At 71.5% G+C, this 19,994-nt stretch carries 15 protein-coding genes; 1 reads left to right on the top strand and 14 read right to left on the bottom strand.

The features are described from left to right. Window positions 1-11 precede the first annotated feature (11 nt). The 9 genes from AB0M54_RS38025 to AB0M54_RS37985 all read right to left on the bottom strand — a co-directional run bounded on the left by AB0M54_RS38025 (window position 12) and on the right by AB0M54_RS37985 (window position 11,121). Complete coding sequence (locus AB0M54_RS38025) at window positions 12-1,982, bottom strand: EAL domain-containing protein (RefSeq protein ID WP_364476776.1); 1,971 nt, start codon at window positions 1,980-1,982, stop codon at window positions 12-14. Next, window positions 1,979-2,533: a sigma-70 family RNA polymerase sigma factor gene (locus tag AB0M54_RS38020; RefSeq protein WP_364329585.1), complete on the bottom strand. Its 555-nt coding sequence runs from the start codon at window positions 2,531-2,533 to the stop codon at window positions 1,979-1,981. The genes AB0M54_RS38025 and AB0M54_RS38020 overlap by 4 nt, the downstream gene beginning before the upstream one ends. Before the next feature lie 146 nt (window positions 2,534-2,679). After that, a complete protein-coding gene (locus AB0M54_RS38015; protein WP_364329588.1) occupies window positions 2,680-4,011 on the bottom strand; it encodes a nitrate/nitrite transporter in 1,332 nt (443 codons plus the stop codon). Beyond that, window positions 4,008-4,310 carry a Rieske 2Fe-2S domain-containing protein gene (locus tag AB0M54_RS38010; RefSeq protein ID WP_364329591.1) on the bottom strand — a complete coding sequence of 101 codons (303 nt, stop codon included), beginning with the start codon at window positions 4,308-4,310 and terminating at the stop codon, window positions 4,008-4,010. The genes AB0M54_RS38015 and AB0M54_RS38010 overlap by 4 nt, the downstream gene beginning before the upstream one ends. Further along, window positions 4,307-6,748, bottom strand: a complete 2,442-nt coding sequence (gene nirB, locus AB0M54_RS38005; protein ID WP_364476775.1) for a nitrite reductase large subunit NirB — start codon at window positions 6,746-6,748, stop codon at window positions 4,307-4,309. The genes AB0M54_RS38010 and nirB overlap by 4 nt, the downstream gene beginning before the upstream one ends. Next, window positions 6,748-7,095, bottom strand: coding sequence for a molybdopterin oxidoreductase (locus AB0M54_RS38000; protein ID WP_364476774.1), 348 nt, complete (start codon window positions 7,093-7,095; stop codon window positions 6,748-6,750). The genes nirB and AB0M54_RS38000 overlap by 1 nt, the downstream gene beginning before the upstream one ends. After that, window positions 7,095-9,170, bottom strand: a complete 2,076-nt coding sequence (locus AB0M54_RS37995; RefSeq protein WP_364476773.1) for a molybdopterin oxidoreductase family protein — start codon at window positions 9,168-9,170, stop codon at window positions 7,095-7,097. The genes AB0M54_RS38000 and AB0M54_RS37995 overlap by 1 nt, the downstream gene beginning before the upstream one ends. Window positions 9,171-9,238: 68 nt before the next feature. Further along, entirely contained in the window at window positions 9,239-10,006 is a 768-nt protein-coding gene (locus tag AB0M54_RS37990; RefSeq protein ID WP_364476772.1) for a sirohydrochlorin chelatase, read from the bottom strand. Then, on the bottom strand, window positions 10,003-11,121 hold the full coding sequence (locus AB0M54_RS37985; protein WP_364329607.1) for a uroporphyrinogen-III synthase: 1,119 nt from the start codon (window positions 11,119-11,121) through the stop codon (window positions 10,003-10,005). Before AB0M54_RS37985 ends, AB0M54_RS37990 begins: the two co-directional genes overlap by 4 nt. A gap of 164 nt (window positions 11,122-11,285) precedes the next feature. Here AB0M54_RS37985 and AB0M54_RS37980 point away from each other — a divergent pair, with 164 nt between their 5' ends. Further along, entirely contained in the window at window positions 11,286-13,130 is a 1,845-nt protein-coding gene (locus tag AB0M54_RS37980; protein WP_364476828.1) for an ABC transporter ATP-binding protein, read from the top strand. A gap of 14 nt (window positions 13,131-13,144) precedes the next feature. Here the strand turns inward: AB0M54_RS37980 and AB0M54_RS37975 are convergent, their stop codons facing one another. From AB0M54_RS37975 to AB0M54_RS37955, 5 genes are all read right to left on the bottom strand, one after another. Continuing rightward, a complete protein-coding gene (locus tag AB0M54_RS37975; protein WP_364476771.1) occupies window positions 13,145-14,311 on the bottom strand; it encodes a hypothetical protein in 1,167 nt (388 codons plus the stop codon). Beyond that, window positions 14,295-14,798: a sigma-70 family RNA polymerase sigma factor gene (locus AB0M54_RS37970; RefSeq protein ID WP_364329612.1), complete on the bottom strand. Its 504-nt coding sequence runs from the start codon at window positions 14,796-14,798 to the stop codon at window positions 14,295-14,297. Before AB0M54_RS37970 ends, AB0M54_RS37975 begins: the two co-directional genes overlap by 17 nt. 85 nt (window positions 14,799-14,883) lie before the next feature. Further along, complete coding sequence (locus AB0M54_RS37965; protein ID WP_364476770.1) at window positions 14,884-16,815, bottom strand: hypothetical protein; 1,932 nt, start codon at window positions 16,813-16,815, stop codon at window positions 14,884-14,886. 12 nt (window positions 16,816-16,827) lie between these two features. Continuing rightward, on the bottom strand, window positions 16,828-17,988 hold the full coding sequence (locus AB0M54_RS37960; RefSeq protein ID WP_364476769.1) for a Gfo/Idh/MocA family oxidoreductase: 1,161 nt from the start codon (window positions 17,986-17,988) through the stop codon (window positions 16,828-16,830). 48 nt (window positions 17,989-18,036) lie between these two features. Next, window positions 18,037-19,989 carry a glycosyl hydrolase family 28-related protein gene (locus tag AB0M54_RS37955; protein WP_364476768.1) on the bottom strand — a complete coding sequence of 651 codons (1,953 nt, stop codon included), beginning with the start codon at window positions 19,987-19,989 and terminating at the stop codon, window positions 18,037-18,039. Window positions 19,990-19,994: the final 5 nt, after the last annotated feature.

Below are 19,994 nucleotides of genomic sequence, written 5' to 3'. Positions count from 1 at the left end.
CGCGCACGCTATCAGCCTCGACCGACCACTGTGGTCGGTTGACGGACCCAGGCGGCGACCCGTTGTGAGGTGGCCGGCGCGGCGTAGTGGAGGCCCTGGACGGCGTCGCAGCCGCTCGCGTCGAGACCGTCGGCGAGCCGCTCGTCGTCCACGCCGTGCACGGTCAGGGTCAGGCCGAGGGCGTGCGCGATGGTGGCCAGGCCGGCGACCAGGGACCGGTCCGCGGGCTCGCCGGCGACCCCGCCGGTGAGCTGCGGCAACGGGCTGCGCAGGCCGTGGATCGGCAGCTCTCGCAGGTACGCGACGCTGGTGTAGCCGGCGCCGAAGTCGTCGAGCACCACGCGTACGCCCAGCGCGCCGAGCGCCGCCAGCACGGTGTGGCTGTGCGCCCCGGCCGGCACCGCGTCGAGCCCGGACAGTTGCACATGCAGCCGGCCGGGCGTCAGGCCGGCGCCGGTGACCGCCTCGCGCACCAGGTCGACCACCTCGGGGTAGCCGATCCGCCGGACCGGCAGGTCGATGCCCACGTACGGCCCGTCCGCCGCGCCGCTCCACAGCATCGCCTGCCGGCACACCTGGCGCAGCACCTGCCCGGCCAGCCGGGTGGTGGCCACCCGGTCGCCGGTGAGCTCGCCGATGCGGCCGAGATCGAGCGAGCCGAGTTGGGGGTGCCGCCAGAGCGCCCGGACGTGCAGCCCGAGCATCCGCTGCCCGGCCGGGTCGAGGACCGGCTGGTAGGTGGGCGGCGCCGTGACCAGGCCGGTAATCGTGCCGGGCACGCCGGGGTCGCCGCCGCGCCGGTCGTGCACGGCCCAGCCGGTCCGCCCGGAGCGCGCCTGCCGCACCGCGATCTCGGCGTCCACCAGCAGCTGGCTGACGTCGAGGTCGGCCGCGCGCACGTCGACCACACCGACCGCGGCCTCCAGCGGCACCACCGGGCCGTCGTCCGGCAGGGTGACCGGGGCGGCGAGCAGTCCGAGGATCCGTTCGGCCACCTCGACCAGGTGGGCCACGCCACCGGTGTCCTGGATGAGCAGGGTGAACGACCGGCCGCCGTGCCGGACCAGCAGGTGGTCGGGGTTGCGGGTGACCGCGCGCAGCCGCCGGACCACGTCGATCAGGAGGGTGTCGCCGGCGTCGGGGCCGTTCTGCTCGCGGATCGCCGGGAAGCCGCCGAGGTCGATCAGGCAGACGCCGATGTGCCGGCCGCGGTCGCCGGTGCGGGACGCCTGCTCGAGCCGTTGCACCAGCCGGGCGCGGTTGGCCAGGCCGGTGAGCGGGTCGTAGTAGGCGAGGCGCCGGTACCGGGCCTCGCTGTCCTCCAGGGCCCGTTCGAACTCGCGGGCCGCCCGCAGCGTGGCCCGGTGGAGCGCCTCCTGCTGGCCGAGGATCCGCTCCTGCATGGCGGCGGCGTGCCCGGCGAGGAAGCTGGCCAGCGCGTCGCCGGGGCCGACGTGCGCGGTCAGGGTCTTGATCGTGCCGGGCAGCACGGCCGGATGGCCGAGCCCCAGCTCGACCGCTTCGGCGCCCGCCCGGTGCGCACCCTCCAGGTCGGCCGGGTCTCCGGTGGCGGCGAGCCGCAGGCGCTCCGCGAGGTCGTGCAGGCGGCGACGAGCGGCCTCGGGGGGCAACGGCAGGAAGACTCCGGCCGCGACCACGGCGGCGTACCACACGGTGCCGACGCAGTCGCTGGTGGTGATTACCGGGCGGGCGGGCTCTCGGGGCGGCGGTGTCGTGGCGGCGGTCTCCCGGGCGCTGACCACCGTACGCGCGGCCTGGGCCAGAGCGGCGTCGGTGTAGTGCTCGGCGGTCTGGCGGGCCGCCGCCACGATCCCGTCCGCGCGGGACCGCGCGTCTTCGATCAGCCGGTCCGGCAGCTCACCGGGAACCGGCTGGTAGCCGCACTCGCCCAGGATCTGGTTCAGCGCGGCGATCATCATTCCCGGGGTGACGTGGTCGTCCTCGACCGGCTCGGGGGTCATCTCTCGTCGCCACCCTCCCGCGGCGGCCGCTGCCACAGTTCCACGGCCTGACGCCGGCCGAGCTTCAGCGCCGTGCGTACCGCCTCGGGGGTCTTGCCGACCACGTCGGCGATCTCGGCCGGGGTCAGGCCCTGGGCGGACAGCCGGAGCGCCTCCCGCCGGGCCGGGGGCAGCTTGTCGAGCACCTGGGTGAACCACTCCTCGAGCTCCAGCTCGGTGAGCGCGGGGTCGGTGGTGCGGCTCTCGTCGTACGGCTCCACGTCGGGGACCAGCACCTCGCCGTCCGCATGGGCGACCCGGGAGCGCTGCTTGAGCCAGTGTGAGCGGGCCGCGACCCGGACCCAGGCGGCCGGGTTGGTCAGCGTGGGCCACCGGCGCAGCGCCTCACGGATCGCCTCGGCGACCGCGTCCTGTGCTTCCCAGACCTTGGCGCCCTCGGCCAGCAGGCCGCGCACCAGACTCTCCCAGTGCGCCCGGAAGAACTGTTCGATCTCGGCTGCGGGTGGCGGGTCCGGTATGGATCCGCCCGAGCTGTCGTCCCCGCCGACCACCGATAAGCCTCCGTTCGCCGATGAACCTCCGTCTACATAGGTCCAGCGGCGAACTGTGGCGTGACACCTCAGAGCGATCTTTCTCAGACTCCGGCAACTCCCCCTTGTCAGGTTTCAAGTGCACTCAACCTGCATGAAGTGCCGATTCACACGGCGATCAGTTTCCGCGCTGACGGGCGTCGATATACCGCCCAGGTGACGCCGACGCAGACGGCATAGAAGGCGATGAACGTCAGGTAGGCGGCGTCGGCCGTCTTGTACTCCAGGAAAGACTGCCGGAAGGCCAGGTTGACCAGCACACCTCCGAACGCGCCGATGGCGCCGGCGATGCCGATGACCGCGCCGGAGAGGCGGCGCGCCTCGTGCTCGGACTCGGGGTGACGGGCCCGGAAGATCGCCGGGATCATCTTGTACGTCGACCCGTTGCCGACGCCGCTGAACACGAAGAGCGCGACGAACCCGACCAGGTACAGCGGCAGCGACCGCAACTGTGAGGCAAGCAACACCACGCTCGCGCCGGCCGCCATCGCGACGAAGTTCCAGAAGGTGACCCGGGCGCCGCCGAGCCGATCGGCCAGCGCCCCGCCGACCGGCCGGATCAGCGAGCCCAGCAGCGGCCCGAGGAAGGTCAGGTATGCGGCCTGGACCGGCGTGCTGAAGTCGGCGGCGAACTGCACCTGGAGCACCTGCCCGAAGGCGAAGCCGAAGCCGATGAACGAGCCGAACGTCCCGATGTAGAGCAGCGACATGATCCAGGTGTGCGGGTCCCGGGCCGCGTCCCGCATCCCGTGCTTCTCGTTGCGGGCCTGGCTCAGGTTGTCCATGAACAGCGCCGAGCCGAGCGCGGCCAGCACGATCAGCGGGATGTAGATGCCCGCCACCAGCCCGGGGTTCCCGGCGCCGACGGTGGCCAGCACCAGCAGGCCGACCAGTTGCACGGCGGCCACGCCGAGGTTGCCGCCGCCCGCGTTGATGCCCAGCGCCCAGCCCTTGAGCCGGTCCGGGTAGTAGGCGTTGATGTTGGCCATCGAGGAGGCGAAGTTGCCGCCGCCGACGCCGGCCACCGCGGCCAGGATCAGCAGCGTCGAGTAGGAGACGCCGGGCTCGATCAGGAACGCGGCCAGGATGGTCGGCACGAGCAGCAGCGTCGCGCTGACGATCGTCCAGTTCCGGCCGCCGAAGCGCGCCACGGCGAAGGTGTACGGAATGCGCAGCACCGCTCCGATCAGCGCGGGCAGGGCGGTGAGCAGGAACTTCCCGGCCGGGTCGATGCCGTACTGGGGGCCGAGGAAGAGCACCAGCACCGACCACATGGTCCAGACCGAGAAGCCGATGTGCTCGGAGAAGATCGAGAAGATCAGGTTGCGACGGGCGATCGGGGCGCCGGTCGACGCCCAGAAGGCCGGGTCCTCCGGCCGCCAGTCGTCGATCCAGTGGCCTTTGATCGTGGCAGCGGGCCGTTCCGCGACAGCGGTCATGGCAGGTCCTCCAGGATGAGCTGGTCGTCGTCCACGCGCACCGCGTAGACCGTGAGGGGTGGCACGTCACCGGTCGAACAGCCGGTGGAGAGGTCGAAGGCGGTCAGGTGCAGCGGGCAGACGACCACCCGGAGGTCGATCTGCCCGTCGGCCAAGGGCCCGCCACGATGCGGGCAGACTGCACTGAGGGCTCGGACCGAACCGTCACGCAGATGGAAGACGGCGATCTGCTGGTCACCGACCGCGTAGGCGCGGCCCTCACCGAGAGGGATGTCCGAGAGGTCGCCGAGCCGGATCACGACAGCACCGTCAGCGGGAGCGAGGTGCGGAACTGGCCGGGCGTGGCCGGAACCTTCCGTTCCTGCCAGGGATCGACGTAGGCCGCCACCGAGGCGGCGATCGCGGCGTCCAGGTCGGCCGCGATGCCGTCGCTGTCCTCGACGACGACGGCCCGGACCCGGTCGATGCCGATCCGGGGCACGAACGCGTACGTGCGCTCCAGCCAGTTGGCGTTCTCGCGGTAGTACTGCAGGAACCGGCCGGTGAGCGTGAGCACCTCGTCGGCCGAGCCGACGGTGGCCAGCAGGTCGCCCTTGCGGACGTGGGCGCCGGCCGCGCCGCCGACGTAGATCTCCCACTTCCCGCCGTCGATGGCCACCACGCCGAGGTCCTTCACGTACGCCTCGGCGCAGTTGCGCGGGCACCCGGTGACCGCGAGCTTCATCTTCCCCGGCCCCTCGATGCCCTGGTACCGCTCCTCGATCGCGATGCCCAGCGCGGTGGAGTCGCCGACCCCGAACCGGCAGAACTCCGACCCGACGCAGGTCTTGACGGTCCGGAAACTCTTCCCGTACGCCCAGCCGGACGGCATGTCGAGGTCGGCCCAGATCTGCGGCAGCCGGTCCTTGGGCACGCCGAGCAGGTCGATGCGCTGGCCGCCGGTGAGCTTGACCATCGGCACCTGATGGCGTTCGGCCACCTCGGCGATGCGCTTGAGCTGGGCCGGTGTGGTGACGCCACCCTTCATCTGGGGCACCACCGAGAACGTGCCGTCGCGTTGGATGTTGGCGTGCACCCGGTCGTTGATGAAGCGGGCGTCGCGCTCGTCGTCGTACTCGGCGCCCCACATCATCTTGAGCAGCGAGGCCAGGCCCATCTTGCTCTTGGCGTCCTCGTCGCCGCCGGGGGTGAGCTTGGCGAAGACCTGCGACACCGAGGTGAGCCGGTGCTCGCGGATCGCCCGCATCAGCTCCGGCTTGGGCATCGGGACGCCGGGCACGTACCAGGAGGCGGCCGGGTCCTCCTCGACCTCGCCACCGGCGGCCCACTCGACGATCTGCGCGACGAGCCCCTTGCACGTACCGCAGCCCTTGCCGGCCTTGGTCTTGTCCATCACGCCGTTGACCGTTTTGCAGCCGCCCTGGACGCAGGCCGCGATCGTGCCCTTGGTGACGCCGTTGCAGTTGCAGACCTGCTCGTCGTCGGCCATCTCGGCCGGGCTGACCTCGGCCGGCGGACCGCCCAGGTCGAACATCAGCTCGGCCCGCTCCTCGGGCAGGGCCAGGCCGCGGTCGAAGGCCTGCATCAGGAACGCGACCTTGCGTACGTCGCCGACCAGCGTGGCGCCGACCAGCCGGCCGTCCCGGATGACCACGCTCTTGAAGACGCCCTTGCGCGGCTCGGTGAAGGTCAGCACCTCGTCGTCGTCGCGTTGCGGCTCGGTGATGCCCATGGCCGCGACGTCGACCCCGGCCACCTTGAGCTTGGTGGCCACCCGGGACCCGTGGTAGGCGGCGTCCGGGTTCCGGCCGGTGATGTGGTCGGCCAGCACCGACGCCTGCTCCCACAGCGGCGCGACCAGGCCGTACGTCTCACCGCGGTGTTGCACGCACTCGCCGACGGCGTAGATGTCCGGCTCGTCCTGGGCCCGCATCTGGTCGTCCACCACGATGCCGCGCTCGACCACCAGCCCGCTGGTCTCGGCGACCTCGCTGTTGGCCCGGATGCCGGCCGCGACCACCACCACGTCACAGGGGATGGTCCGCCCGTCGGCCAGCTTCACCCCGGTCACCGCGTTCTTGCCGAGGATCTCGGTGGTGCGGGCGCCGGTCACCACCTCGATGCCCAGCTGCTCGACGCTGGACTGGAGGATCTGGCCGGCCGCGGCGGGCAGCTGCGCGTTCATCAGGTGCCCGGCGGAGTGCACCAACGTGACATGCGAGAGGTGGCTCTGCAGGCCGCGGGCCGCCTCCAGGCCGAGCAGGCCGCCGCCGATCACCACCGCGCGCTCGTGATCGCGGGCGTACCGGATCATGTTGCGGGTGTCGTCGAGCGTGCGGAAGGCGAAGACGCCCTGGTGGTAGCCGCGGCCGGGGCGGTGCAGGCCGGGGATCGGCGGCACGTGGGCCCGGCTGCCGGTAGCGATGATCAGCTTGTCGTACGGGGTGGCCGTGCCGTCCTCGGTGTAGACGTGCCGGGAGAAGCGGTCGACGCGGACGATCCGCTGCCCGGAATGCAGGGTGATGCCGTTGTCCGCGTACCAGCCGAGGTCGTTGAGGAAGATCCCGGCCTCGTCCTCCACCCCGGCCAGCAGGTTGGACAGCATGATCCGGTTGTAGTTGCCGTACGGCTCGTCGCCGAACATGGTGATCGTGAAGTCCCCGCCGCGGGCCAGAATCTCCTCGACCGTCCGGGCGCCGGCCATGCCGTTGCCGACCACCACCAGACGCTGGGGCATCAGACCTCCACCAGCCCCAGGTCGAGGACGACCGTGCCGGACAGCCCGGCCGGCGCGGCCACCCGCAGCTCGACCGCCGACCCGCCGACCAGGTCCTCGACCACCCGCAGCGGCACGTGCACGTCACCCTTGGCGGCGATCGGGAAGTAGCGCATCGGGCGCCCGTCGCGCATCAGCACGACGCAGATCAGCTCGTCCGCCGCGTTGCCGCCGCGGAAGTAGACCGCCTGGGCGACCACCCCGTCCGGCACCACGTAGCCGTGCAGTCCGTCGATCGGGGCCGGCTGGTCGAGGCCCTTGCCCTCGAACCCGAAGATCCCCTGCAGAAATCGTGGGGTGGAGTGCATCAGGTGGTTCCTTCCGGTACGGGCGCGATGGCCACCGCGCAGGCCTTGAACGCCGGCATCCGGGAGTGCGGATCCAGCGTGGGATCGGTCAGCAGGTTGGCGCCCACCCAGTGGAAGGGCGCGAAGATCGTGTCCGGGCGGATGCCCGGGTTGAGCCGGGCCCGGAAGACCGCCCGGCCGCGGCGGCTGCGCAGTTCGACCAGGTCGCTGTCGGCGATGCCGTGCCGGCGGGCCAGGTCCGGGTGCAGTTCGGCGCGCGGCTCGGGCACGGCCATGGTCAGCGCGGGCACCCTCCGGGTCTGGTTGCCGCTCTGGTACTGCTGCATGTTGCGGCCGGTGGTCAGCACGTACGGGTAGTCACGGTCGGGCATCTCGGCCGGGTCGCGGTGCTCGACCCGGATGAAGCTCGCCCGGCCGTCCGGCGTCGGGAAACCGTCGGTGAACAGCCGCGGGGTGCCCGGATGGTCGTCGGCCGGGCACGGCCAGAACACGCCGTCCTCCTGTTCGATGCGCTCATAGCTGATGCCCGCGTAGTCGGCGATGCCGCCGGCCGAGGCCCGTCGCAGCTCGTCGAAGACCGCGCGCGGCTCGTCGCTGAAGAACCGGCCGCGGCCCAGGCGGTCGGCCAGCGCCTTCAACACCTGGAGATCGGTGCGCACCTCAGGCGGCGCCTCGACCGCACGGCGGCGGCGCAGCACGCGACCCTCCAGGTTGGTCATCGTGCCGTCCTCCTCGGCCCATTGCGTCGTGGGCAGCACGACGTCGGCGAGGGCCGCGGTCTCGGAGAGGAAGATGTCCGAGACGACCAGCAGGTCCAGGGCGTTCAGGCGGTTCGTCACGTGGTTGGCGTTCGGCGCCGAGACCACCATGTTCGAGGCCAGCACCAGCAGCACCCGGACACCGCCGTCGGTGCCGAGGCGATCCAGCATCTCGTACGCGGAAAGCCCGGGTTGGGGCAGCTCAGCGGGGTCGATCCCCCACACCGCGGCGACATGGGCCCGGGCCGCGGGGTCGGTGAGTTTGCGGTATCCGGGCAGCTGGTCGGCCTTCTGCCCGTGCTCGCGGCCGCCCTGCCCGTTGCCCTGTCCGGTGATCGTCCCGTAGCCGGACGCGTCCCGGCCGACCAGCCCGAGCGCCAGCGCCAGGTTGAGCCAGGCCTGCGCGGTGTCGGTGCCGTTGCTGTGCTGCTCGGCGCCCCTGGCCGTCAGGATCATCGCCGGCCGCTCGGTCGCCAGCATCCGCACGGTCTCCCGCAGGTCGGCGGCGGACACCCCGGTCATCCGCTCGACCCGGTCCGGCCAGTAGGACGCGGTGGCCGCGCGCACCCCGTCGAACCCGGTGGTCCGCTCGCGGATGAACTCATCGTCGAGCAGACCCTCCCGGACCGCGATGTGCAGCAGACCGTTGGCCAGCGCCAGGTCCGTGCCGGGCAGGGGTTGCAGGTGGCGGTACGAGCCGGCCGCCGTCGCCGTCCGCCGCGGGTCCACCACGATGTGCCGGGCGCCGGTGGCCCGCCCGGCGTCGAGGTACTGCATGGCCGGCGGCATCGCGTCGGCCGGGTTCGCGCCGACCAGCAGCACGGTCCGGGCCCGGGCGATGTCGGCCACCGGGAACGGCAGCCCGCGGTCGACACCCAGCGCCCGGTTGGCCGCGGTGGCCGCCGACGACATGCAGAACCTTCCGTTGTAGTCGATCGCCGACGAGCCCAGCGCCACCCGCACGAACTTGCCGAGCGTGTACGCCTTCTCGTTGGTCAGGCCACCGCCGCCGAAGGCGCCGACGCTGTCCCGTCCGTACCGCTGCTGCGCGGTCTTGATCTGCCCGCTGATCAGGTCGAGCGCCTCGTCCCAGCCGGCCTCCCGCAGCGGGCTGCGCCGGTCCCCCGGCGTCTTGCGCACCAGCGGCGTGAGCAGGCGGTCCGGGTGATCGAGCAGTTCCGCGGCGGTCCAGCCCTTGGCGCAGAGCCCGCCCTGGTTGACCGGGAAGTCGGACGGCTCCAGCCGCAGCCCGCGACGCTCGGGCGTCAGCGTGATGCCGCACTGCAGAGCGCAGTAGGGGCAGTGGGTCGCGGTCATGGGCCGATGCTTCCGGCCGCCCGTTACCTTCTTGGTCGCCCCTTGGTCACGCGGGCGTACAGAAGGTCTTACATCGGGGCGAGCGCGGTTGTGAGGTCGTAGCGTCGCGCGACGAGACCGGCCACCCTCGGGTCGTGGCACAGCGGGGGTGTCACGTGGTCGGCGCCGGCCCGGTGCAGTGAGCGGTAGAAGAGGCCCTCGGCCAGCAGGTAGGCCGCCACGGTGATCCGCTCGGCGCCCTGTTCCCGCAGGCCGGCGACGACGTCCTTGGTCTCGTCCCGGCTCGCGTAGGCGACGTGGGCGTTCAGGTCGGCCGCCACGCCGGCGATCTCGGCCAGCCAGCCCGGGTCGGACGAGCCGGCCGCCGCGAGCACCAGGGCGTCGTGGTCGCGGCCGGCGCTCCCGGCCAGGATCTCGGTCAGCAGCGGATCGGGTCCCAGTGGCGGGGTGACGACACAGTCGCCGGCCGACTCGGCGATGTCCACGCGCACGTGGTGGCCCGTGCTCAACAGCAGCGGCACGATGACCGGCGCCGCCCCTTTGCTCTGAGCGCGTATAGGCAACATGTCACCGCTCTGAGCGCGTATAGGCAACACCCCACCGCTCTGAGCGCGTAAAGGCAACACCCCACCGCTCTGAGCGCGTAAAGGCAACACCCCACCGCTCTGAGCGCGTAAAGGCAACACCTCACCGATCCGGGGGTGCTGGACGTCGACGTAGGCCAGCCGGACATCGAGCTCGGGGCGGCACATCGCGACCGCGTCGACCAGCGCCCGGATCTGGGCCTGCCCGGCCGCCGACCGGGTGCCGTGGGCCACGGCGATCAGCGGGTTCATGCCGCCTCGTCGATCCGGAGCCGGTAGCCGCGTTTGATCACCGTCTCGATGTGCCGGCCCGAGCCCAGCGCGGTGCGGAGCCGGGCCACCGCCACGTCGACCGCGTGGCCGTCGCTGGCCCGGGGCAGCGTCGCCGCCAGCCGGTCCTTGGAGACGACCGCGCCGGGGCGGGCGGCCAGCGCCGACAGGATCGTCATCGAGGCGGGGGCGAGCGCGTGCAATCGGCCGTCGATCAGCACGGCGTGGCCGCGTAGTTCGAGGTCGGACCCGGCGACCCGGAGGGTCAGGGCTCGTCGCGGCAACTCGTCGGTGATCGTCTTGATCAGGGCGCCGAGGCGGAACCGCTGCGGCGACACCACCGGCACGTCCCGCTCGATCAGCGGCGCCGCGGTCACCGGCCCCACGCAGGCGGCCATCACGTCGGTGCGCAGCCGCTCGAGCAGCCGCTCCTCGGACGGCCCGGCGATGGAGAGGAACGCCCGCACCGCCGGAGCGCTGGTGAACGTGACCGCGTCGACCTGGCCCTGGAGCACCTGGTCGACCAGCCGGCGGACCGGGGTGAGGTCGGGCGGCAGCGTCCAGCGGTAGACCGGCACCTCGACCACGGCCGCGCCGGCCGCACGCAGCGCCCCGATGAACGCGGCCTGCGGCTCGCCGTGCTGCTGCACCGCGATGCGCATCCCGGCGACACCCTCGGCGAGCAACCGGTCCAGGATCTCCTCGGAGCCCTCGGTGGCGGCCGCCCACTCCTCGGTCAGCCCGGCCGCCCGGATCGCCCCGCACGGCTTGGGCCCGCGGGCCAGGATCCGCGCCCGCCGCAGCGCCGCGCGCAGGTCGTCGCCCATCCCCCAGCCCTCGGCCGTCTCCAGCCAGCCCCGGAAGCCGAACCCGGTGGTGGCCACGACCAGGTCGGGGGCGAGCCCGATGCAGGCGGCGGTGGCCGCGCGCAACGCCTCGTCGTCGGCCAGCGGGACGATCGAGATCGTGGACGCGGTGACCACCCGGGCGCCACGCCGGGTCAGCAGCGCGGCCATCTCGTCGCGGCGCCGCTCGGCGGTCACCGCGACGGTGAACCCGGCCAGCGCGCCGACCTCGTCTCCCGGTCCCTGCGTCACCGGACCCATGCTGTGCGCTCTTGGTGACACTCCTGCGGCGCGCATGTTTCGGCGCTGTCAAGGCGACATCTCTTCCGACCGGCCACCCGGGTGAGGAAATGCGTTGACCTCAATCTCGGTCGAGGTTCTAGAGTCCGCCCATGAGCATGGAAGTCACCGCCTGGATGTCCCTGCACCACGCGATGAACCAGCGCGATCAACGGCCGTTCTCGAAGCGGACGCTGAAGCGGATCGGCCGGTTCGCGCGGCCGCACCGCCGGCTGCTCGGGTGGTTCCTGGCCGGCAGCGTGCTGTCCGCGGTCCTCACGGTGGCGTCGCCGGTGCTGGCCGGGCGGGTGGTGGACGGCATCGTCGACCGGCGACCGGCCGACCTGATCGTGGGCCTGGCCGTGGCCATCGGGGCGATCGCGATCGCCGAGGCGGGGCTCGGGCTGATCACCCGCTATCTGTCGGCCCGGATCGGCGAGGGGCTGATCGTCGACATGCGTACGGCGGTGTTCGACCATGTCCAGCGGATGCCGGTCGCGTTCTTCATGCGTACCCGGACCGGCGCTCTGGTCTCACGCCTCAACAACGACGTGGTCGGGGCGCAGCAGGCGTTCAGCGACACGTTGTCCGGGATCGTCGCCAACAGCGTGACCCTGCTGCTCACGCTGGCCGTGATGCTCAGCTTCTCGTGGCAGATCACCCTGCTGGCGCTGGTCCTGCTGCCGATCTTCGTGTTGCCGGCCCGGCGGATGGGCACCCGGCTGGCCCGCCTCGAGCGGGAGGCCGCCGACCACAACGCGGCGATGAGCACCCGGATGACCGAAAAGTTCTCCGCGCCCGGCGCCACGCTGGTCAAGCTCTACGGGCGGCCGGCCGAGGAGTCGGCCGAGTTCGCGGCGCGGGCCCAGCGCGTACGCGACATCGGCGTACGCACCGCGATGTTGCAGTGGATCTTCATCACCGCTCTCACCCTGGTCGGTTCGCTCGCGCTGGCTCTGGTGTACGGCCTGGGCGGCTTCTACGCCGTCACCGGCCGGCTCGACGCCGGCGCCGTGGTGGCGCTCGCGCTGCTGCTCTCCCGGCTGTACGCCCCGCTCACCTCGCTGGCCAGCGCCCGGGTCGAGATCATGAGCGCGCTGGTCAGCTTCGACCGGGTCTTCGAGATCCTCGACCTGAAGCCGATGATCGTCGACCGGCCGGACGCCCGTGAGCTGCCCGACGGACCGGTCGCGGTCGAGGTGGACGACGTGACGTTCGGCTACCCGGCGGCCGACGAGGTGTCCCTCGCCTCGCTGGAGGACGTGGCCAAGCTCGACAGCCGCGGCGGCGAGACGGTGTTGCACGGGGTGTCGTTCCGGGCCGAACCCGGACAACTGGTCGCGCTGGTCGGCTCGTCCGGGGCCGGCAAGTCGACCATCGCCCAGCTCCTGCCCCGGCTCTACGACGTCGGCGAGGGCGCGGTACGCCTGGGCGGCACCGACGTCCGTGACCTGACCGCCGACTCGATCCGCGGCGCGCTGGGCGTGGTCACCCAGGACGGGCACCTGCTGCACGACACGATCCGCAACAACCTGCTCTTCGCCCGTCCCGGCGCGACCGAGGACGAACTCTGGGACGCGCTGCGCCGGGGCCGCATCGCCGACCTGATCGAATCCCTGCCGGACGGCCTGGACACGATGGTCGGCGAGCGCGGCTACCGGCTCAGTGGTGGCGAGCGCCAGCGTCTGACGATCGCCCGCCTGCTGCTGGCCCGCCCCCGGGTGGTGATCCTCGACGAGGCGACCGCCCACCTCGACTCGACCTCGGAGGCGGCGGTGCAGGCCGCGCTGGGCGAGGCGCTGGCCGGGCGGACCAGCGTGGTGATCGCGCACCGCCTGTCCACGATCCGCTCGGCCGACCAGATCCTGGTCCTCGAGAACGGCCGGATCGTCGAGCGCGGCCGGCACCCCGACCTGCTGGCCGCGGGCGGGCGGTACGCCGAGCTGTATCGAACCCAGTTCGACCAGCCGGTGCCCGCCTGACCCGCGGCCGGCGCTCAGGGTGTCGCGGTCGCCAGCGGGAACCAGGTCGCCGGCTTGTCGACGTCGGCGACCTGGATGGCGGCCAGGATCTGTGTCAACTCCTCCGGCGAGGTGTCGCCGCTGCCGATGATCTCGACCGTGTACTTGCCGCCGGGGAGGTTGCGGTAGCACAGCGCGGCGTTGCCGGTGTTGCAGTACGGCGCGGCCGGATCGGCGCCGTCCGGCGGCAGCCGCTTCGGCTCGTACGTCGAAAGGTTGATCCTGATGTCCTTGACGTAGCCGTCGTCCTTGTCGGTCATCGAGCTGATCAGCCGGCCCGCGCTCGCCGCACCCTTGACCAGGCGGATGCTCGACCTGTACCCCTCGGCGTTGCCACCGTTCCAGGGATCGGGGCCCCGGCCGCCGGCGTCCAGCCGGTAGCCGGGCGGAACCTCCCGCAGCTTCATCGCGACGGTCGCCGGATAGGCCGCCGAGCCGCTCAGCCCGGCCGCCACGGCCACCAGGTTCGCCTTGCCGGCACGGCCCGCCTCGTCCGGGATGAGGGTGTTCAGCACCGCCCAGCCGTTGGTGGCGTACTGCCAGGCGAGGCCCCGGTGCCCGCCGATCGGGGACCGGTCGCCCTCGATCTGGGTGTCCGCCTGGAACAGGCCGGGCTTGCCGCCGACGCTGACCGGCTCGCCGCCGGCGAACTGCTTCGGGTCGTAGCGGCCGGGGCGGTAGACGGTCAGCAGCAGGTTCCGGGCCGGCTCGCTGCGGGCGACGGTCTTCTTCGTGTCGTCGGTGTAGATCTCGTCGACGTCGTCGCCGATCCGGACCGTCGCCTGCTGAAAGTCCGCGGTCACCAGATAGGGGTCGTTGACCGTGAACTCGCCGGCCCGGTAGCCGCGGAACGCGTACTCCCAGGGGCTCTTCGGATAGCGCAGCGGATCGGTCTTTCCGGCGGTGACCGGCGCCGCGGCCGTCACCTCGGGCGGCCCGGCCGACGGCGTGGCCCCGACCAGCCGCGGGACCGTGATCACCCCCGCCACCGCGACCACCGCCGCGGCCGCGGCCAACCCGCTCCACGTCGCCCGCCGGCGGGCGCGCAGGCGGCGACCGGCGACCACCACGTCGTCGACGGTGTAACGCGGCGCCGGCGGGTTCGCCTTGGCGTCCTCCAACATCTCAGAAAGCTCCCGCATGATGTCCCTCCCTGGTCAGGACCTCGCGCAGCCGATCAAGGGCGCGTGAGGTGTACGACTTGACCGTGCCTTCGGGCCAGCCCAGCGCCTCGGCCGTCTCCTGCACGCTGCGTCCCTCGAGGAACCGCAGCACCAGGACGGCGCGCAGCTTCGGCGACAGGTGCCGCAGCGCCTGACGCACCTGGATCCGGTCGTCGACCGCACCGGTGCGGTCCGGCGTCGCCGGTTCCGGCATGGCGTGGCTGTGTGACTTCTCCCGCCGCCACCACGGCCGGCGCGTCTCGTCGATGGCCGCGCGGACGACCGCCGCGCGGGCGTAGGCAGCGGGCGTCTCGACCTTGGGCCAGCGGGCGTAGAGCCGCGCGAGCACGGTCAGCACCGCGTCCTCGGCGACCTGCCAGTCACCGCACGTGAGGTAGGCCAGGCCGCGCAGCGGCTCCATCTGCGCGCCGACGAAAGCTCGGAACTCCGTCTCTCTGTCATCCACGCCACTAAGACGCACGCCGACCTGAATCGCGTTACAAAAAAGTCGGGCCAGGGCATGAAAGCCCTGGCCCCGACCAAACGGGTGGTTATGGGAGGGAACGCGGGCTGTGGCCCGGCTCCAGGGTGTCGATGAACTCGTGCGGGTCGTGCACCTTGCCGGAGACGCGGGCCTGCTCGGCCCGGGCGTGCAGGGCCTTGGCGGCGGCGGCCGGGTCGGCGCCGACCCGGTCGGCCGCGCGGGCCACGATGTTGTACGCCTTCTCGGCCAGCGCGTACGCGGTGCGGTACTCGTGCTTGGCGAAGGCCCGCTTGGCCTGGCCGAGGACGGTGTCGGCCGACCGCAGGTTGGCGGTGACCCGGCCGGCGTCCTTGGCCGCCAGCACATTCGCGGCCAGCTTGTTGGCCGCCTCGAAGTACGCGGCGGTCAGGAACCGATCACTGTTGTCCCGGTCGAACTGGCTGAAGTCCCAGTTCAGGTCGATGTACGACATCATCGAGTTGTTCTCGTCGCCGAGCCACGAGAAGTAGAAGTCGCCGCTCGCCCCGATGTCGGCGCCGGCCTCGCTGTCCCAGCCGTCGTGCGGGTGCGACATGCCCAGGTGGTGGCCGGCCTCGTGGATCTGGGTGGTGCTCAGGCCGTACCCCCGCTCGATGATCCCGGGCGAGATGAACGAGAAGACGTAGCTCTGCGTGCCGTCGACCCAGTTGTCGTCGGCGTAGCCCAGCGGCGTCGTGAAGTCGCCGCCGGTCGCGTAGTTGATCAGCGGCAGCTCGTAGTCCACCCGGCCGTCGTCGTCCTTGGTCCGGGCGATGTTCTCGTCGTTGTAGAGGAACAGGTTGGCGTCCGGCGGCAGCTCCTGGCCGTCGTAGCAGGGCTCGTAGGTGATGTACCAGCCCTCGAAGCAGGCGCGGTTCTTGGCGTCGACCGCGAAGTCCTGGTTGTCGAAGTCGAGCCGGTTGCGCCAGCGCAGGTCGGCCAGTTCCTCAACGACAAGCTCGGGTTTGATGTACGCCGCGGAGGCGTCCACGCCCGGCCAGTCCTCGTACGTGTTGCTGTCGAGGTTGATCGACTTGGGCAGGCCGGTGCCGGTGGGCAGCTCCACCGGGTAGAGCGGGGACGTGGTCATCAGCAGGTCGAGACCCACGTACCGGACAATCTTGGCGAGGTCGCCGGAGAGGGCGTCCGGCGAGCGGAACCCGCCGTCGGTGTACTCCCAGGTGTTCGGCATCCGGTAGTCCGGCTGCCCGTCGCCGTCCACATCCAGCTCGTCGACGATGTAGTTGGCCATGTTCGCCTCGGGGCCGGCGGACAGGTCGGCGAACCAGACGCGACGGGTGCTGCCCAGGCCGGTCTCCTCGTCGTCCCGGGTGGTGCCGCCCCACGCCATCATCTTGCGGCTGTCGCGCTCCTTGCCGAAGTCGTAGCCGGTGTCCGGGTCGGCCTCACCGGTCTTGGTGTAGACGTGGAACTTGAAGTCGGCCCGGCCGTGCCAGTTGATCAGGAAGATCGTGTTGCGCTCGGTGTCGACCCCGCGCGGCGGGTTGTAGGCCAGCCACTTCTCGACCGTCGGCGCGTCGATGTAGTTGTTCGAGGTGACGTCCAGAACATTCTTCGTCTGGGCGTTGTACTCCTCCTGGTACACGGTCAGCGGCGCCGGTGTGGACAGCTGCTTGAGCCGCTTGAAGAACTTGTCCTGGTACGCCTGGTCGGCGTACTGGACCTTGTAGTCGTAGGTGTAGGTGATGCCGAGCTTCTCCTGCTCGCCGTACCACTGCCGGGAGCGCACCTCGGGCTCGTATGTCTTCGCCAGGCCGGACCGGAACTCGGCCTGGTCGACGTCGTTCGTGTCGTACCCCAGGAACACGATGTTCACCGGCACCGTCTCGGTCAGCTTGGGCCGGCCGCCGGGCGTCAGATGGGTGAACGTCGGAGCGGGCGCCGCGGCGTTCGCCGGTGTCGCCGACGCACCCACCACCGCGGCGATCAGCGCTGTGATGAGCGCAACTTTCCGTGTCATGCCGACACGTTGCTACATGTAAATATCTAGGTCAACCCATGTCCGGCGCTGTGCCGACTCGGACAGGGCGTCGAGGATGCGGGCGCTGGCGACGGCGTCGTCCAGGGTTGTTCCGTGCGGTTTTCCGTCGGATATCGAGCGGATGAACCGGTGTGCCTCGATCACCTTGAGGTCGTCGAGGCCCATGCCGTTGGCCGAGCCCGGCTGGAAGGCGGCGTAGTCGCCATGGGACGGTCCGATCTGGATGGTGCTCACCGCCTGGTCCTGGTAGGCCGTGCCGGTGCTCACGGCCAGCTCGCCCATCCGGCGGAAGTCCCAGAACACCGCGCCCTTGGTGCCGTGCACCTCGAAGCCGTAGGCGTTCTGCTCGCCGACCGCGACCCGGCTCGCCTCCAGGATCGCCCGCGCCCCGGACGCCATCCGCAGCTGGGCCGAGACGTAGTCCTCGTTCTCCACGGGACCCATCTCGCCGCCCGTCGCCCGCACATGGCCCGCGGTGGCGCCGGTCGGCCGGGCGCGCGACGGGACGAAGATGGCCGTGTCGGCGACCAGCGACTCGATCTCGCCGAGCAGGAAGCGGATCAGGTCGGCGGCATGCGCGGCCAGGTCGCCGAGCACCCCGCCGCCGCCTCGGGCCCGCTCGAACCGCCAGCTCAGCGCGCCCTCGGGGTGGGCCGCGTAGTCGCTGAAGAACCGGCACCGAGCATGCGTGACCGGGCCGATCTCGCCGGCGGCGATCAGGTCGCGGGCCGCTTCGACCGCGGGAGCGTTGCGGTAGTTGAAGCCGACCGCGCCGTGCACGCCGGCGTCTCGGACCGCGCCGGCCACCGCGATCGCGTCGTCCGAGGTGAGGCCGACCGGCTTCTCGATCCAGATGTGCTTGCCGGCCCGGGCCAGCTCGACGCCCATCTCGCGATGGAGGAAGTTGGGCGCGGTGATGCTGACCGCCTGAACCCGGGGGTCCAGAGCCAGCGTTCGCCAGTCCTCGGTCGACGAGGCGAAGCCGTACCGCGCGGCCGCCTCGGCGGCCCGGCCCGGCACCTCGTCGGCCACCGCGACGAGGACCGGGCGCAGGCTCAGCGCCGGATAGTGGTGGGGCACCCGCAGGTACGCCTGGGTGTGCACCCGTCCCATCCAGCCGAAGCCGGCCACCGCCACGCCGAAGGTCTCCATACGCTCGACTATGTCAGCGCGAAGCTGATCTTCGGCGCGGTGAATCCATCAAAAACCCCTCCACGGCGAGGGTGCGGGCGGCGGGACCACGGCCGGGCGGTCCTGGCAGCTGATCACGTTCGGCAGGTACGGCTGGAGCCACCGGCCGTCGTTGCCGCCCAGGTCGGTCAGCCCGAACTCGGAACCGGCCGGCGTGAAGTGGAAGGAGCCACAGTTGTTGACCCCCTGCGCCCCCACGTTGCGCGCGTCGACATTCTCGAAGGACGCCGATCCCGCGGTACGCGCGGAAAGCACGCTGGTGCCCGTACCGTCGACTCGGACGTCCTTGAACGTCACACCCTCGATCGAGTAGAGATCCTTCACGCCGAACTCGCTGACCAGCATGATCGCGTTGTAGGTGCTGTCGAGGTAGTGGTCGCCGGTCACCGTGACGTCGGCGGCGATGGAGCGGTCGAGGGCGTAGAACCAGATCGCGCCGAGGCCGATGTTCCAGTTCAGGTCGAGCGTGCCGGCCCGCACCGTGGTGTTGCCGGCGAAGGTGAGCTTGCCGGCGAAGGGCTCGGCGCCGAACCGCGACCCGGCGTGCAGCCCGCTGCCCTCGCGCAACGGGTCGCCGACCAGGTTGCCCCGCACCGTGATGTGCCGGCCGCCGTAGATCGCGATGCCGTTGGCCAGGGTGGGCGTCTGCACGGTGTTGCGCTCGAACACGTTGCCCGCGTTCGTGGTCTTCTCCGACCACATGGCCAGGCCGTCGTCGCCGGTGTTGCGGATGAAGCTGTTGCGTACGGCCGAACCGGTCACGCCGGTGTGGAAGTTGAGCGCGTCGGCGATCTGGTCGACGACCATCGTGTCGCTGATCGTGGTGCCACGCATCGGCCCGTCGAACCACAGCCCGACCTTGGTGTGCCGGATGTGCAGGTCGCGGACGGTCGAGTCGCTGAGCGCGCCACCGACGCCGTTGACCTGGTCGGTGTCGATCCGCTCGCGCACGTCACCCTCGATGGCGAACCCGCTCAGGTGGACGTTGCGGCTGCCGCCCTCCTCGGCCGGTTTCCCGTAGAAGCCGACCCCGGTGTGCACGGATCCGTCCGGAGCCGGTGCCGGCAGCGTGACCTGATGGCCCTTGATGATCGTGTGCCAATTGCCGGCGCCGGTGATCGTGACGTCGTCGACGACGATGTGCCGGTTGACCTGGTAGGTGCCCGGCGGCAGGTAGACCGGCAGCCGCAGCCTACGGGCGAGCGCGATGGCCCGGTCCAAGGCGGGCGCGGCGTCCCGCCGGCCGGTCGGATCGGCGACCAGCCACACCGCCTTCTTGACCAGGCGGGGCGGGGCGACCTGCTCCGAGTCGAGCAGGTCGATGACGGTCCAGGCGGCCCCTGCTGTTGCGGTGAGCCGGATCTTGTCGCCCGTGCGATAGGTGCGGGCCAGCTTCAGGCGCTGCTCGTCGTAGAACTTCATCGGCCGGAACGGCTTGGTGATGACCGGCGCCGGCGTGGTCGCGGCGGGCACGCACGAGCATTCGGCGATCCACCAGTCCGGGTGCAGCAGGCCGGCCGTGGGGTCGTTGGTGAACGGATATTGGTTGTAGAGGTAGGCGTACACGGAGGTCATGGTCAGGGTCTTGCGGTCCTTGCCGTTGACCGTGACGTCGAGCGGCGCCCGGATCCCTCCGCCGGTGGCGGCGTCGGGGATGCTGTAGCGGACGGTGATCGCGTTCGCGGCCCGGGGCAGCGTGAACTCCACCCACTGTCCGGGTAAGAGCTTCACCGCCTTCCGGCCGGAGGCCTCGGCGGGCAACGTGTACGGCGAGCGGTCGGGCCCGATCACGGCGCCGGTGGTGCGCGCGTTCTCGGCCTCCTGCTCGAGGAACGGCACGGTCGCGCCGCGGCCCGCGGTCAGGGCCGGATCAAGACCGGCCCGGGTGACCGGCGTGGTGGTGGGGGCGGGGACGGAGGCGAGGGCGGCGGTCAGGACGGTGACCAATGCTGAGGGGAGCATGGCCG

Origin of the sequence: Actinoplanes sp. NPDC051470 (assembly GCF_040682035.1) — a bacterium.
Taxonomy (GTDB): Bacteria; Actinomycetota; Actinomycetes; order Mycobacteriales; family Micromonosporaceae; genus Actinoplanes.
This window is presented reverse-complemented; position numbering and strand designations above follow the sequence as displayed.

Coding starts and splice junctions, on each gene's coding strand:
- AB0M54_RS38025 (WP_364476776.1), bottom strand. CDS start 1,982: ATGACCCCCGAGCCGGTCGAGGACGACCACGTCACCCCGGGAATGATG.
- AB0M54_RS38015 (WP_364329588.1), bottom strand. CDS start 4,011: ATGACCGCTGTCGCGGAACGGCCCGCTGCCACGATCAAAGGCCACTGG.
- nirB (WP_364476775.1), bottom strand. CDS start 6,748: ATGCCCCAGCGTCTGGTGGTGGTCGGCAACGGCATGGCCGGCGCCCGG.
- AB0M54_RS38000 (WP_364476774.1), bottom strand. CDS start 7,095: ATGCACTCCACCCCACGATTTCTGCAGGGGATCTTCGGGTTCGAGGGC.
- AB0M54_RS37995 (WP_364476773.1), bottom strand. CDS start 9,170: ATGACCGCGACCCACTGCCCCTACTGCGCTCTGCAGTGCGGCATCACG.
- AB0M54_RS37990 (WP_364476772.1), bottom strand. CDS start 10,006: ATGAACCCGCTGATCGCCGTGGCCCACGGCACCCGGTCGGCGGCCGGG.
- AB0M54_RS37980 (WP_364476828.1), top strand. CDS start 11,286: ATGTCCCTGCACCACGCGATGAACCAGCGCGATCAACGGCCGTTCTCG.
- AB0M54_RS37975 (WP_364476771.1), bottom strand. CDS start 14,311: ATGCGGGAGCTTTCTGAGATGTTGGAGGACGCCAAGGCGAACCCGCCG.
- AB0M54_RS37965 (WP_364476770.1), bottom strand. CDS start 16,815: ATGACACGGAAAGTTGCGCTCATCACAGCGCTGATCGCCGCGGTGGTG.
- AB0M54_RS37960 (WP_364476769.1), bottom strand. CDS start 17,988: ATGGAGACCTTCGGCGTGGCGGTGGCCGGCTTCGGCTGGATGGGACGG.
- AB0M54_RS37955 (WP_364476768.1), bottom strand. CDS start 19,989: ATGCTCCCCTCAGCATTGGTCACCGTCCTGACCGCCGCCCTCGCCTCC.